Below are 15,214 nucleotides of genomic sequence, written 5' to 3' on the forward strand. Positions count from 1 at the left end.
TTTGGAACAGCAAATATACAAAAAATGTTATTATCTGTACTAATTTTGTTTCATACAAAAACAAAAGGAAAATGGCACGGGCAATTGTACATATGGATCTGGATACCTTTTTTGTATCCTGCGAAAGACGCACCAACTCAGAACTCAACGGAATTCCGCTTATTATAGGTGGCGGAGACCGCGGTGTTGTGGCATCTTGTTCGTATGAAGCCCGAAAATATGGAGTGCGTTCTGCCATGCCAATTCGTATGGCATTAAAACTTTGTCCAGACGCAAAAGTGATGAAAGGCGACATGGAATTATATTCGCAACTTTCTCATGATGTTACCGAAATTCTTCAAGAAAAAGCGCCTGTTTTAGAAAAAGCGAGTATCGATGAATTTTATATGGACATTACCGGAATGGATAAATTTCATGGCAGTTATAAATGGACAAACGAACTGGCACAGAAAGTCATTAAAGAAACAGGACTTCCAATTAGTTTTTCATTATCCATCAATAAAACCGTTTCTAAAATTGCTACCGGCGAAGGCAAACCAGTTGGAAATCTTGAAATTCCGGAACAAAAAGTTCAAGACTTCTTAAATCCGCTTTCAATTCAGAAAATCCCGATGGTAGGCGCTGTGACTTTTCAGCTTTTATCTAGAATTGGCGTTCGCAAAATTCAAACTTTGGCAGAAATGCCTGCTGAGGTTTTACAGCAGATGATTGGTAAAAATGGTTTGGAACTTTGGAAAAAAGCACACGGAATCGATCACACACCTGTTGAACCTTATACAGAAAGAAAATCAATTTCGACTGAAACGACTTTTTCGCAAGACACTATCGATCTTGCTAAACTGAGAAGAATATTATTAGGAATGGTCGAAAAACTGGCTTTTCAGCTTCGTGCCGAACAATGGCTGACTTCAACTGTTACGGTCAAAATACGTTACGCCAATTTTGATACCGAAACCAAACAATGCCGAGTAGCTTATACCTCTGCTGATCATATTCTGACCAAAAATGTAATAGAACTTTTCGAGAAGGTCTATCAGCGTCGTATGCGTCTGCGTTTGATTGGTGTTCGCTTTAGCGGATTGGTGCGCGGAACCTATCAAATTGACCTTTTTGAAGACACTCAGGAAATGTTATCACTTTATGAAGCGATGGACAAAATGAAAAGCCGTTATGGTTTTGATGCCGTAATGCGCTGTGCCGGAGCTCATTTTAAACCGAATACGAAAGACGAAATTTTAAAACGCAAGAAATAATGTACCTCAATTGCCATTCTTATCATTCATTACGTTACGGCACAATTCCGCTTAAGGAATTGATTGCTGAAGCAGTTTTACATGGTATAAAAGCAATGGCATTGACGGATATTAATACTGTTACCGGAATTTATGATTTTATAAAAGTGTGTCAGAAAAAAGGAATCAAACCTTTGGTTGGAATGGAATTTCGATGCAATCACGAATTCCGATATATTGGTCTGGCACAAAATGCGGAAGGATTAGCCGAAATGAATGCTTTTTTGACTAAACATAATTTCAGCGGAGAAACTTTGCCTTTAATCGCGCCCGAGTTTAAATCGGTTTTTGTGATTTATACTTTAGAAAATGCTCCAGAAACACTTTTTGAAAATGAATTTATCGGAGTTCGTCCTGAAGAAGTTTCGAGTCTTCTGACTTCAAAACATAAAAATAAAATCTCCAAAATGGTGATTTTACAGCCTGTAACTTTTAGAAGTAAAAAAGAATACAATCTGCATAAAGTGCTTCGCGCTATTGATACGAATATTATTTTATCGAAGCTTACAGAAGCAGATTATTGTAAAGTTTCTGATGTGATGAAACCTATAGAATCGATTCTGCCATTCTATGAAAAATATCCTGAAATCATTTTAAATACAAAGCGTATCATTGAGAAGTGTAATTTTCAATATGACTTTTCGGCTAAAAGAAATAAAAAATTCTATACTGAAAACCGTCAGCAAGATTTAGAAAAACTGACAGAATTGGCTTGGGAAGGATTTGAAAAACGTTACGGAAATGAAAATATTGAAGCAAAAGCCCGCGTAGAAAAAGAATTAAAAGTTATTGATGAATTAGAATTCAGCGGTTATTTTTTAATTACTTGGGATATTATTCAATATAGCAATAGCCAAGGTTTTATGCACATTGGTCGCGGAAGCGGTGCCAACAGCATCATTGCCTATTGTCTCGGAATTACCGATATCTGTCCAATTGAACTGGATTTGTATTTTGAACGTTTTTTAAACCTCAACCGTAAAACTCCTCCAGATTTTGATATTGACTGGAGTTGGCAGGAACGCAATACCATTTTAGAATATATCTTCAAAAAATACGGCAAAGATCACGTTGCTTTTTGCGGTACGAACGTCGAATTTAAATATCGATCTATTTTTAGAGAAGTTGGAAAAGTTTTTGGACTTCCAAAAGAAGAACTCGATATGCTGGCTAAAAATCCAATGGCTTTGCATGAAACCAATAAAATCGTAAAACTGGTGCAGCAATATGGAATGTTATTGGAAAAATATCCTAATCAACGAAGTATGCATGCGTGTGGAATTCTAATTTCTGAAGAGCCCATTACCAACTATACGCCACTGGAAATGCCTCCAAAAGGTTTTCCTATTGTACTTTTTGATATGCATATTGCCGAAGAAATTGGTTTTGATAAATTTGATATTTTAAGTCAGCGTGGTATTGGCCATATTGATGACAGCGTAAAACTAATTGCCAAAAACCAAGGAATAAAAGTTAATATTCGCGATACTTCAATTTCTAAAGATGAAGCCGTTTGCAATTCTTATTTGGCAAAAGGACATACAATTGGCTGTTTTTATATCGAAAGTCCTGCTATGCGTGGTTTACTGCGTCGTTTAAATTGTGACAATTATAAAATTCTGGTTGCCGCGTCGTCTATTATTCGTCCTGGCGTTGCACAATCGGGAATGATGAAAGAGTATATTTTTCGCCATAATAACCCAACTCAGTTTGAATATTTTCACGATGTTTTCAGAGAACAGCTTGGCGAAACTTATGGTATTATGGTCTATCAAGAAGATGTGATTAAAATCGCTCAGCATTACGGCGGACTTCCTGCTGCAGATGGAGATATTCTGCGCCGTGCTATGTCGGGAAAAGGAAGATCACTTGAAGCGTTGCAAAAAGTAAAAGATAATTTCTTTGCTTGCTGTGCTCAAAAAGGACATCCAGAAGCTTTAAGTCAGGAAATTTATCGTCAGATTGAATCTTTCGCAGGATATTCTTTCTGCAAAGCACATTCGGCTTCTTATGCGGTTGAAAGTTATCAGAGTTTGTATCTGAAAGTTAATTATCCTGTTGAATTTATGACCGCAGTAATCAACAATCAAGGCGGATTTTACAGAACCGAAGTGTATGTGCACGAAGCGAGAATGTCTGGCGGAACGATTCATAATCCTTGCGTAAATAAAAGCGAATATCAGACTACTTTATACGGAACCGATATTTATCTCGGTTTTATGCACATTCAAAGTCTGGAATCTAAAATTGCTCATTTGATTGAAGAAAACCGAAATAAAAATGGCAATTATGTTTCTTTAGAAGATTTTATCACCCGAATTCCAATTGGGATCGAAGGCGTTAAAACCCTGATTTTTATTGATGCTTTTCGTTTTACCGGAAAAACTAAAAATCAGCTTTTGGTAATTGCTAGTTTATTGCTGAACAATTTTAAACCTGAAAACAGAGATTTAAAACTTTTGCAAGAACCTGTTAAAGAATACAAACTTCCAACATTGGAACGCTCTGTTTTTGAAGATGCTTTTGACGAAATCGAGCTGTTGAGTTTTCCTGTTTCCTGTACTGTTTTTGATCTTTTACAAACTAAACATCGCGGTGATGTAATGGCTAAAGATTTAGTTCAATATCATAAAAAACAAGTCAGAATGCTGGCTTATTTGATTTCCAGAAAACACGTCCCGACCAAAAAAGGAACCATGTATTTTGGAACTTGGATCGATCATGAAGGTACCTATTTTGACACCGCACATTTTCCTGACAGTTTAGAAAAATATCCATTTCAGGGCGGAGGCTGTTACTTATTGTTAGGAAATGTTGAGGTTGATTATCATTTTCCGACTATTACGATTCTCAAAATGGCCAAAATGCCTTTTATTCCAGATCCGCGTTATATGGATGCTAAAGATCAGTATAGAACACAAAGTCAGATAAAAGAAGATGTTAGTTTGACGCATCGAGCGCCTTATCCGCAAGGACATGAAATTAATTTGCCGAGACATAGAATGAAGTTTTAAAAATTATTTAAACACATAGAAACATAGTTTTTTTTACTTGATAAAAGAACAATAAAAAAAAGCTCGCTTTTAACACATAGTCACTATGTGTATTAATACAAGTGAAACGCCTTTAACCACAAAGAAAATCTATGTTTCTATGTGTTAAATTAAAAATAACCAAAGAAGAACTTACGTTATATAAAGATGAAAAATACGGAATATGCTATAGTAGATATTGAAACCACAGGCGGAAATGCCAGTGGCAGTCGCATTACAGAAATTGCGATCATTATTCATGATGGTAAAAATGTACTGGATCGTTATGAAACACTTGTAAATCCTCAACAGGAAATTCCTCCTTCTATTTTTGGATTAACAGGCATTAATAACGAAATGGTAGCTAATGCACCAATCTTTGATGATATTTCAGAGAAAGTATTAGAAATGCTTACTGATCGTATTTTCGTTGCACACAATGTCAATTTCGATTATTCATTCGTTCATCATCAGTTGGAACAGTCAGGTTTTAAATGGTCTGCTAAAAAACTTTGCACCGTTCGTGCTGCCAGAAAGATCAAACCGGGATTGGGTTCTTATAGTTTAGGAAATCTTTGCAATTCTTTAAATATCAATTTAGAAAACAGACATCGTGCGGGTGGAGATGCCGATGCTACTGCTCTCCTATTTTCGCTTTTATTAGAATGGGACGATGCCGGAGAAATCGAAAAAATGATCAAAAAAACAGCACAAGATCAGCGTCTTCCACCAAATCTGCCGCCAGATGACTTTAATAATTTACCCGATAAACCTGGAGTATATTATTTTTATAATCAGGCGAAAAAAGTGATTTATGTTGGAAAAGCGATTAATTTAAAGAAACGCGTTTCTTCTCATTTCAGCGGTAATAATATCAATCCGCAGAGACAGCACTTTTTAAGAGATATTCACGGAATTTCTTTTGAAGTCTGCGCTACCGAATTAATGGCGCTTCTTTTAGAATGTACAGAAATCAAAAAACTCTGGCCGACTTATAATAGGGCTTTAAAACGTTTTGAAGCTAAATTTGGCATTTATCAATATGAAGCGAGAAATGGTTATAAATATCTTGCTATTGGCAAAGTGAGCAAGTTTCAAGTCTGTATTCATGAATTCAGCAGTTTGCATGAAGGGATCAATTTACTTAGAAGCCTTGCCGAACGTTTTGAAATCGATCATCGTTTCTGCAAATATTCAAAATCTGAAGACGGAGAATTTTTCTATAATAATAATCCGCAAAGTTTGCCCGATGCTATAATGCATAACGCTCAAGTTGACAATGCGATTGACTATCTCTTAAACAACAGACCAACTTTTGCCATTATCGACAAAGGAAAATCAAAAGAAGAACGCAGCTGTATTTGGATTGAAAATGGGCATTTTTATGGCATGGGATATCTTCCTTCAGATGTTTCGATTCACGAGCCTTCGGATGTAAAAAATTATGTTACGCCTTATAAAAGCAATCAATATATTGAACAACTGGTTTTTTCTTATGCAGAAAAGCATCCAAGAAAAGTATTCTTCAAAAAACATTTCTTAGTCTAAAATCAAATTAGAGAAAAATAGAGCTGTAAAAAATCAAAATTATGACACTATTTACCGACACCGAATTATTTACCACCGGACACGGAGGTAAAAAAATATTTGATCTTCCAGATTGCGAACTAATTCTGATTGAAAATTTCTTCAGTAAAGAAGAATCAGATTCTTTTTATGAAAGAATACTGCGCAAAACCAAATGGAGAGAATATGAAATGGAAATTTATGATAAAACCTATACTGTTCCTAGAATGATTGCGTGGTACGAAGATAAAGACAACGAAGGAGCAGATCCAAAAGGACCAGACTGGACGTATGAATTGTTAAAAATCAGAAGCCGTGTCGAGAAAGAAACCCAGCTTGATTTTAACAGTCTTCTGTTAAATTTATACCGAAACGGAAAAGATGGCGTTGGCTGGCACAGCGATCGTGAAGACAATTCTGGCAAAGATCCGATAATAGCATCTGTCACTTTTGGAGAAACCCGAATGTTTAAACTTCGCCATAAATTTAGAAAGGATATTCCGCTGGTTGAAATACCGCTTCATCATGGATCTTTCTTACTAATGGCGGGGACTACAAATAGTTTTTGGCAGCATCATGTGCCCAAAACAGCACGTAAAGTTTTACCCAGAATAAATTTAACATTCAGACAAACGCAACGTAATACGTAATGCATTCAGAACTAAAAACAAGCTGATTTATTAGCTTAATCCGCATGAGGAAAATTCTGTCGAAAAAAGTTAAAATACTGATTGTATGAACGTTTTATTAGGCTGAACCTTCCTTTTTTACTATTTTTGCAACCTTTTAAAAAAATATAATACCGTAATGGCTTATTCAAACAACGATTTAGCGCGCTTCTTAGATGCGCAAAACAAACTTTATCTTACTGCTCTTTCTGAAATCGGAAAAGGGAAAAAAGAGACGCATTGGATGTGGTTTATTTTTCCTCAAATTAAAGGATTGGGTAAAAGTGATACTGCAAATCTTTATGCCATTAATGATTTAAAAGAAGCTACAGATTATTTGGAGCATCCTATTTTAGGAAAACATTTGATTGAAATTTCAGAGTTATTATTAACCTTTAAGATGAAATCGGCTGATGGAATTTTTGGTGACTTAGATGCACGAAAATTACGTTCTTGCATGACTTTATTTTCATTGGTAGAAAATGCAAATCCGATATTTCAGGAAATTTTGGAAGCTTTCTTCTCTGGAGAAACCGATCCGCTTACTTTGTCTATTATTAATTCAACTATAAAATCTGTTGATGAACCGGTTGAAATATAACTAGAGTTTACAACGATTATTTACATTTAAAAGACACTAATTATAGTGTCTTTTTTTTGTTTGCAAACTTCGCAGTTTGGTAAAACTCAGACATAAATCATTCATTTAAAAAGAATTAATCTTAAATTGCATAATCAACCTCAAATCTAAACCAAATTATGAATGAAAAAATCAAAACTTTACAAATCATCCATCTTGGCATTTGTGCTGGAACAATTGTCATATATTTCCTTGTAGGAGATATTTCGTTAGAAACACTAACCATTCCTGCTATCGATTCTAATTCGATACTATATCTTATTATTCCAGTTCTTGCCTTTGTATTAAGCAGTATATTATTTAAAGCACAATTAAAACAGATTGACCCAAAACTAAAACTTGAAGACAAACTTCCTGTTTACCAAACTGCTTCTATCATGCGATGGGCAGTTCTTGAAGGCGCCGCTTTTTTGATATTATTTATAAAACCCGAATTCATCCTATTCGGAATCCTACTCATTGTTTATCTTCTTTATCTAAGACCTACCGAAGAAAAAATAACCAATGATTTATCTAATTATTAGACTTAAAATAGAAAAGCATCTTGATTTCAAGATGCTTTTCTATTTAGTTTCAATTGAATCTAAAAATATTATTCACTTGGTTTTGTTAAATAGTATACTGGAATTCCAGTTAACATAATCAACACTCCCCAGCCGCAGGTTGAGAATTTTGTAATTAGTAACGCAATACAAATTGCCGACGCTACAACAATATATAGCATTGGCAAAAATGGATATCCGAATGCTTTATAAGGTCTTTCTGCATCTGGCATCTTTTTTCTTAGAATAAAAATTCCGTAGATGGTTAGAATATAAAAAATCAATACGATGATAATTACAAAATCAAGCAAATCTCCATATTTCCCTGTCAAGCACAAAGCCGAAGCCCAAATACACTGCGCCCAAAGTGCCCAAGCAGGAACGCTCGAACTATTTAAAACAGCTGCTTTTTTGAAAAACAAACCATCTTTTGCCATCGTATAATATACTCTCGCACCAGCCATAATTAATCCGTTGTTGCAAGCAAAAGTCGAAATCATAATCATAATGGCAATAATAAGTGCTCCAATATTCCCGAAAATATAATCTGAGGCCACAACTGCAACACGATCAAACTTTGCTGTTGCTATTTCATCAAACGGAACAACAGCCAAATACATAAGATTTGTCACAACATAAAGAGAGGTCACAATAAAAGTTCCTAGAAACAGACTAAGACCAACATTTCGTTTAGGATTTTTAATTTCGCCCGCGATGAAAGTCACACCATTCCAAGCATCACTAGAGAATAATGATCCTACCATTGCTGCTGAAATTCCAGAAATTAGAGCAGTTCCGCTAATAGGCAACCACAATCCGCTTTCTTTGTCAAATGTTTTTGTACTCCAGCCGTCTGCCCAGTTTGCATCCCAAACAGAAGCTTTCGCAGCAAGCGTTAATCCAAAAACAACTAAGCCTAGTAGCGATAAAATTTTAATTATGGTTAAAACGGTTTGCAGAATTTTCCCGTTTTTCACTCCACGGCTATTAATGAAAGTTAGGATGATAATTGTTAAAATTGAAACGAGCTGAGCGGCATTGAGTTTAAAAGCTCCCAGTTCGTAGAGAATATTTTCATCGCTTAATGGTTCATACAAATAAGCTGCAAATTTTGAAAAAGCCACTCCTACAGCCGCAATAGTTCCAGTCTGAATAACTGCGAAAAAACTCCATCCGTATAGAAAAGCAATCAGTTTGTTATATGCTTCTTTCAGATAAACATACTGCCCTCCTGCTTTTGGAAACATTGCACTCAATTCGCCGTAACTAACTGCTGCAACAACTGTAATAAATCCTGACAAAAGCCAGATTAAAGTAAGCCATCCCGCCGAACCTACTTGTCGAGCGATATCGGCACTTACAATAAATATCCCGGATCCGATCATAGAGCCAACCACAAGCATGGTTCCGTCTAAGAGTCCGAGTTCTCTTTTAAAATGTTCTTGGTCGTTTTCTTGCATTTTTATTGGTTTAGGTTGGCTAAAGATATACTTTTTTCTGAAATCTTAATCTTTAAATTATAAATTCTATAAATTCTTAAAAAAGGTCATATTTATCAAGATTTAACCTTAATCTTTATTAAAAATCTTTTTGGTGTATCTCTTCCGGTGGCCTTTTCACTCTAGCTTTCTATCATTTATACAATGGATTAAGGAAATTTTTCCTTATTTTTAAAATAAAAACAATATCATGACTTGGGATCCAAAAAAATATAACGAATTTAAAGAAGAGCGTTCTAAACCTTTTGATGACCTAACAAATCATATTATTGACCAGCCAAATCTAAAAGTTATAGACCTTGGATGCGGAACAGGAGAACTGACCAAAAAATTGTATCAAAAACTTACAAATCCATCTGTTCTTGGCATTGATAATTCTGCCGAAATGTTGGCTAAAACTCCAATACAAGAAAATCTTGAATTTAAAGAAAAGGCTATTTTAGAACAGATTAATGAAGAAACCAAATGGGATTTAATCTTCTCCAACGCCGCCTTACAATGGATTGACAATCATCATGAACTCTTTCCTAAAATTATTTCCCGTCTAAACCTTGGCGGACAACTGGCTGTTCAGATGCCTCAACAAAACGAAAATATTCTTAATAAAATACTTTATCAATTGGTTCAAGAAGAACCGTTTGCATCCTATCTCAAAAATTGGACACGCCCTTCACCAGTATTAACTTTAGATGAATACGCAAAAATCCTATTCGAAAATGGCAGCACAGGTTTGATTCTGTATGAGAAAGTTTATCCTATAATCTCTAATCAAAAAGATGATTTTTTCGACTTTATTTCTGGATCTGCATTAACGGTATATCAAGAAAGATTAAAAGAAGAAGAATTTGCAGAATTAACAACGGAATTCAAGAAGAGAATAGACGCTTATTTTCCTGTTGTGCCATCTATCTATGCCTTTAGAAGATTAATTATTTATGCTAAATTTTAATCAAACAATGTGACAAAGCCAGATAGCAATCCTTAAACAAAACAAGACCTAATTATTTATTCCTTACATCCCTTTTTTTCCTCTTTTTCTTTTCAAAACTCAATCAGAAAGTAAGTTCTAAAGTTTAAAAAATTGACACAAACATTCCCTTTTAAATCATAAATAATTAGCCAACAAATGATTAAACAAAAATATTTGGAATGAAAATATTTTTGGTTCTGCATTATATTTTTTGCAAAAATCATAAGATAAATTTTATTATATTTGAGAGAATCAATTTAAGAGCATTTACAAACAGCAAAATAAATTAACAAGTGTTTAACGATAACATGAAGTAATTCTCCCCATAATTATTCATTCATACTTGCAAAACACGCAAAAGGCACATTTTTATCAACCTACTAATTTTAAGATTATGTCTAAATTGCAAGCTTTAAAAAATTTTCGTTTCCCAAATGTTTTCATTCTTATTTTAATAGTCTTCATTTCGTGCGCATTATTAATCTGCATCAATTTTTTTACTATTAAAATCTTATCAGCAAATAGAGCTTATGTAAATGGGGAATCGCATTATTCTAAAGGACAAAAAGATGCATCTAGACATTTAATTACCTATTTATTCACCAAAAACCCCACACAATGGAAATTGTACCTCGAAGAGTTAAAAGTGCCTCAAGGAGATGGAATCGCGAGAGTTACACTCCTAAAAGCTGGAGATAATAAAATTGCTCGAAAGGGATTTTTAATTGGCCGAAATCACGAAGATGATTTAGACGATATTATCTGGCTGTTTGACAATTTTAAACATGTAAGCTTTTTATCTAAAGCTATAGATGAATGGGGACAAGGAGATAAACTAATTTTCGATTTATTTGTTATTGGCCAGCAGATTAACGCCAAAATTGAGCATAATATTCTGACTGCTGAAGATCAGAAGAAATATTTAAAACAAATAAGTTCAATAAGCGACCGATTAACGGTTAATGAACGTAATTTTTCAAACACATTAGGAGAAGGAACTCGAAAAATAAAGGATTTACTAATTATTACAAATATCTTTTTCATTCTAGTCATCGTCTGCAGTGTTTGCCTTTATTATTCAATAATGGTTAAAAGACTATTAGTTTCGAAAAAAGAAATAGAAATGAAAAATGAAAACCTTATTACCGTAAATCGCGAATTAGATCGATTTGTTTACAGTGCATCACACGATTTGAGATCTCCTATTACTTCATTAAAAGGCCTTATCGAAATAACAGCATTAGAAGATGATGTGGAGCAGGTTAGAAATTATTTACAAATGATGCATCAAAGTCTTGCTAGACAAGATCAATTTATTAGTGATATCATTGATTACTCTAAAAACAAGAGAAAACAGATAATAATAGAACCTGTAAGCCTAAAAGAATTGTGCAATGAAGCTATTCTGCAATTGATGCATATTGAAAATGCAAACAGAATTAAATTCACACAGGAACTTTTAGTGGATCATATTGAAAGCGATGGACTCCGTTTAAAAATCATTATCAACAATCTGCTTTCCAATGCTATAAAATATGCTGATTGCAATAAGCCAGAAATGTTAATTACGATAAAAACTTATTTTAGCGAAGGCCAAAATAAACTTGAAGTAACAGATAATGGAATCGGAATTCATGACGATTATAAAGCTAATATTTTTGACATGTATTTTGGAACAAATAAAAACAAAGGTTCGGGGTTAGGATTATATATCGTGAAGGAAGCTGTTGAAAATATTAGAGGAGATATTTCTGTTTTTTCAGAAAGCAGTGTTGGAAGCAAATTTATAGTAACAATACCAAATTCATATGCCGTATAGATCTCAATTTATAATTATAGAAGACAATCTGATTGATCAATTTGTCACTAAAAAGCTGTTGAAAAAAGGGCTTGATATTAATCCTGTTTATATAGCTAACAATGGAAAAGAAGGAATGAATTGGATTCTAAAAAATCAAATTCAAAATCCATTAATTATTCTTTTAGACATTCAAATGCCTGTTATGAATGGTTTTGAGTTTTTGGAAGAGTTTGACAGACTTCCCGAAGATGTAAAAGCGAAAATTGAAATTTTTGTGCTCTCTTCAACTTTGGATAGTGATGAAATTAAAAAAGTGAGAGAAAACAAATATGTATCTGACTTTTGGACAAAACCTTTCAGATTAGAAATATTGAAAAATACTTTTCTCCAAGTTTAATTCAAAACACGATTTACTTGAGAAAAAGCTCTTGTATAATATGGCTCTTTTGTTGAGGAAATCATCACACCTCCATGCGTAGATGAATGTACGAATTTAATCTCACCATCAACATTTTCGACAACCATACCCACATGATTTATATGACGTCTGCCATTGGTTCTAAAGAAAATTAAATCGCCTTTCTGAGCTTCTTCTGAAGCTACTTTTGTTCCTATTCGAGATTGTTCAATTGAACTTCTTGGCAGTTTAATATCAAAATTGCCAAAAGTACAAAACATTAAACCCGAACAGTCGAAACCTGCTTTTGTTGTTCCGCCCGATCTATATCTAATACCAATATTACCCGTTGCGCTTGCAATAAGCTGATCAATTAATAAAGAATAGTCCCCTGTCCTAACAACAGTTGAGTCCCTTTTTATTTCTGGAGCAGTTTCTGCTATTTGACTAGAAGAAACCTCTCCTTGTACATTAGCTTCTTGTAAAGTTTTTGCCGCCTGAATAGCATCTGCTTTTTCCTTCGGAACACGAATTTTCAACAAATATCCAACTGGCACTTTTCCTTTAATTGATGGATTCTGGCGTTCTAACTCTGCAACTGTAATACCATATTCTTTAGAAATACCATATTTAGTTTCTTTAGGTTTAACTTCTCTATAAAGTTCCACATCGGTTGAAACCACTTCCGAATTAGCTGCAGTTTCACTTGAAGAACTAATATCTGATGCCACGTTATTTGAAGGAATGTTTATTTGCTGTCCTATTTTTAAACCTTCACTTTCCAGCGATGGATTTGCTTTCTTTAGATCATCAACAGAAACATTATATTTTTTAGAAATTCCCCAAAGCGTTTCTTTGGAAGCTACTTCATGAGTCCCTGACGCATTTATAGAAGAGGTATTATTATCTGCAACTTCAACATTTTTAGATTTTGTCTTTGCAGTAGTTTTATTTTTATTCGGAATTAAAAGAACTGAATTTAGTTTTAATATTTTAGGAGCATTTGGATTTGCATCTGCAATGTCTTTTACTTTTACTCCATATTTCTTAGCAATAACAGAAAGGTTATCTCCTTGTGAAATTTTGTGCTTGATAAAATTATCCTGCGCAAAGACTCCAACACTGAAAAAAAACAATACTATTATTAACCGATAAACCATACTCACTTTCTTAAAGTTTTTACACTTTTTTGTATATTATACATTAATCACAACTCAAAAAAGACAAATATATTGCCTAAAAAGCGAATTTAACTTTTTAAAGTAAAAAAACCTGTATTTTTAACAATTATTTTACCTCAAATTAACAGCCTCGGCATAAAAATTGAGCCAACTTTTTGAAAGGCAGTTTTTTATAAAAAGCAGCATTTTAATTCAATATTTAAACAAAATTAATCCCTCCTATATGGTTAAAAAAATACTTTTTACTATTCTTCTATTTCCTTTATGCCTAAATGCTCAAACTATAAAAGGAATTGTTAAGTCTCAAGCCACAGATTCCTTACTTGATGACGCGAACATATATGCTATTCAAAATCAAACAGGAACTTTAACAAATAGCAAGGGAGAGTTTTCATTAAATCTAAAAGAAAAGACAAAGGACTCGCTTCAAGTTTCCCATATTGGTTTTATAACCGTAAAAATTGCTATTAAAGATTTAAAAAAGATTAATTATATTATTTCACTTAAAGAGGATATTGAAAATCTAAATAATGTAGAGGTAAAAATTAAGAAGAGAAAATTAAAATCTAAAATTCATTTTGAGAAACTTGCTCCATTAAAAAATGCCGTCTTTTCTTTTGCTTCTTTACTCAATAATGGAAAAATCTATGTTACTGGAGGCGATACTTCCTACAAATCTAATGCTTTCGAAATAGCAAAAACAAAAACAAATTCACATGACCCACAGGTATTTATGCCAATTTACTTTCAAGAGTTACGCCGTGAAGAAGGAAGCGCAAAACACAACGGAGATTTTTTGATTTACGACATTAAAACTAATACCTGGGAAAACTCAAATAAAAAACTCATTAAAAGAGCTTACCATAGTTTACATTTCTATGATAATTCATTTTATATATTTGGAGGCAAACGAATTTCTCCAAATGCAAAATTTGAATATTTAGAAAATCAAATTGAAATTTTTGATCTTTCCAAAAATGAAATTGCAATAGACAAAACCAATCCGCATCAAGCAATTAATTCCTCATCTTTTATTTACAAAGACAATATAATTGTAATGGGAGGCGCTATTAAAACAACTCCAAAAGGAAAAAAGACTTTTACAAATAAAACTCATTTTTACAATCTAACTTCTGGCTTATGGTACGAACTATCAGAAATGCCTATTGCTCAAGAAGCAAGCGGAATTTTAATTGACGAAAAAATTTACCTAATCGGAGGAAACAACGGAAAAGCAATGTCTGAAATTCAAAGTTTTGACTTGATAAATGATAAATGGCTAAATGAAGGAGAATTATTCTCTGAACTTGAAAAACCAGCAATTGCCTCACAAAACAATCTCATTTATATTTTTGATAGCAAAAAAATATACTTATATGACATTAAAACAAAAGTACTAAAAGAATTCCTTATTGATATAGATCTAAAATATTCAGCAATGCACATATTTGAAAATAATTTATACATAATTGGAGGACTGTCACAAGACGAACTTAGCAGCAAGCCTTCTAATAAAACATACTGCGTTGCTTTAAACGAATTTCAGAATACAAGTCCTAGCAGAATCAAAACTTTAATGCAAAAACAATAAAAGATTAGTAATTAAAAAGCCCCGTTTTCACAGGG

At 33.5% G+C, this 15,214-nt stretch carries 12 protein-coding genes; 10 read left to right on the top strand and 2 right to left on the bottom strand.

The window, feature by feature from the left end:
* The first annotated feature begins 71 nt into the window (after nt 1-71).
* The 6 genes from dinB to RB618_RS00120 all read left to right on the top strand — a co-directional run bounded on the left by dinB (nt 72) and on the right by RB618_RS00120 (nt 7,722).
* Nucleotides 72-1,253, top strand: coding sequence for a DNA polymerase IV (gene dinB, locus RB618_RS00095; protein ID WP_111376108.1), 1,182 nt, complete (start codon nt 72-74; stop codon nt 1,251-1,253).
* Nucleotides 1,253-4,306 carry a DNA polymerase III subunit alpha gene (locus RB618_RS00100; RefSeq protein WP_308066943.1) on the top strand — a complete coding sequence of 1,018 codons (3,054 nt, stop codon included), beginning with the start codon at nt 1,253-1,255 and terminating at the stop codon, nt 4,304-4,306. The genes dinB and RB618_RS00100 overlap by 1 nt, the downstream gene beginning before the upstream one ends.
* Before the next feature lie 186 nt (nt 4,307-4,492).
* Complete coding sequence (locus RB618_RS00105) at nt 4,493-5,872, top strand: exonuclease domain-containing protein (RefSeq protein ID WP_308066944.1); 1,380 nt, start codon at nt 4,493-4,495, stop codon at nt 5,870-5,872.
* A 41-nt stretch (nt 5,873-5,913) separates the two neighbouring features.
* A complete protein-coding gene (locus RB618_RS00110) occupies nt 5,914-6,540 on the top strand; it encodes an alpha-ketoglutarate-dependent dioxygenase AlkB (protein WP_308066945.1) in 627 nt (208 codons plus the stop codon).
* 157 nt (nt 6,541-6,697) lie between these two features.
* Nucleotides 6,698-7,159, top strand: a complete 462-nt coding sequence (locus RB618_RS00115; protein ID WP_177210625.1) for a DUF1810 domain-containing protein — start codon at nt 6,698-6,700, stop codon at nt 7,157-7,159.
* A gap of 158 nt (nt 7,160-7,317) precedes the next feature.
* Entirely contained in the window at nt 7,318-7,722 is a 405-nt protein-coding gene (locus RB618_RS00120) for an MFS transporter (protein ID WP_308066946.1), read from the top strand.
* 68 nt (nt 7,723-7,790) lie between these two features.
* Here the strand turns inward: RB618_RS00120 and RB618_RS00125 are convergent, their stop codons facing one another.
* Nucleotides 7,791-9,200 (bottom strand): amino acid permease, encoded by a 1,410-nt coding sequence (locus RB618_RS00125; RefSeq protein WP_308066947.1) that lies wholly within the window; start codon nt 9,198-9,200, stop codon nt 7,791-7,793.
* A 229-nt stretch (nt 9,201-9,429) separates the two neighbouring features.
* Between RB618_RS00125 and RB618_RS00130 the strand changes: the two genes are divergently transcribed.
* The 3 genes from RB618_RS00130 to RB618_RS00140 all read left to right on the top strand — a co-directional run bounded on the left by RB618_RS00130 (nt 9,430) and on the right by RB618_RS00140 (nt 12,407).
* Nucleotides 9,430-10,188: a methyltransferase domain-containing protein gene (locus RB618_RS00130; protein WP_308066948.1), complete on the top strand. Its 759-nt coding sequence runs from the start codon at nt 9,430-9,432 to the stop codon at nt 10,186-10,188.
* Nucleotides 10,189-10,603: 415 nt separating this feature from the next.
* Nucleotides 10,604-12,028, top strand: coding sequence for a HAMP domain-containing sensor histidine kinase (locus tag RB618_RS00135; RefSeq protein WP_308066949.1), 1,425 nt, complete (start codon nt 10,604-10,606; stop codon nt 12,026-12,028).
* The gene (locus RB618_RS00140; protein WP_308066950.1) at nt 12,018-12,407 is read left to right on the top strand and encodes a response regulator; all 390 of its coding nucleotides are present in this window, start codon (nt 12,018-12,020) and stop codon (nt 12,405-12,407) included. The genes RB618_RS00135 and RB618_RS00140 overlap by 11 nt, the downstream gene beginning before the upstream one ends.
* On the opposite strand, the gene RB618_RS00145 is transcribed toward RB618_RS00140, so the two are convergent.
* Nucleotides 12,404-13,567, bottom strand: coding sequence for a LysM peptidoglycan-binding domain-containing protein (locus RB618_RS00145; protein WP_308066951.1), 1,164 nt, complete (start codon nt 13,565-13,567; stop codon nt 12,404-12,406). The genes RB618_RS00140 and RB618_RS00145 overlap by 4 nt on opposite strands.
* A gap of 244 nt (nt 13,568-13,811) precedes the next feature.
* Here RB618_RS00145 and RB618_RS00150 point away from each other — a divergent pair, with 244 nt between their 5' ends.
* Nucleotides 13,812-15,179 carry a carboxypeptidase-like regulatory domain-containing protein gene (locus RB618_RS00150; protein WP_308066952.1) on the top strand — a complete coding sequence of 456 codons (1,368 nt, stop codon included), beginning with the start codon at nt 13,812-13,814 and terminating at the stop codon, nt 15,177-15,179.
* The last annotated feature ends 35 nt before the right edge of the window (nt 15,180-15,214 follow it).

This window comes from Flavobacterium sp. LHD-85 (assembly GCF_030929595.1).
Classification (GTDB): Bacteria; Bacteroidota; Bacteroidia; order Flavobacteriales; family Flavobacteriaceae; genus Flavobacterium.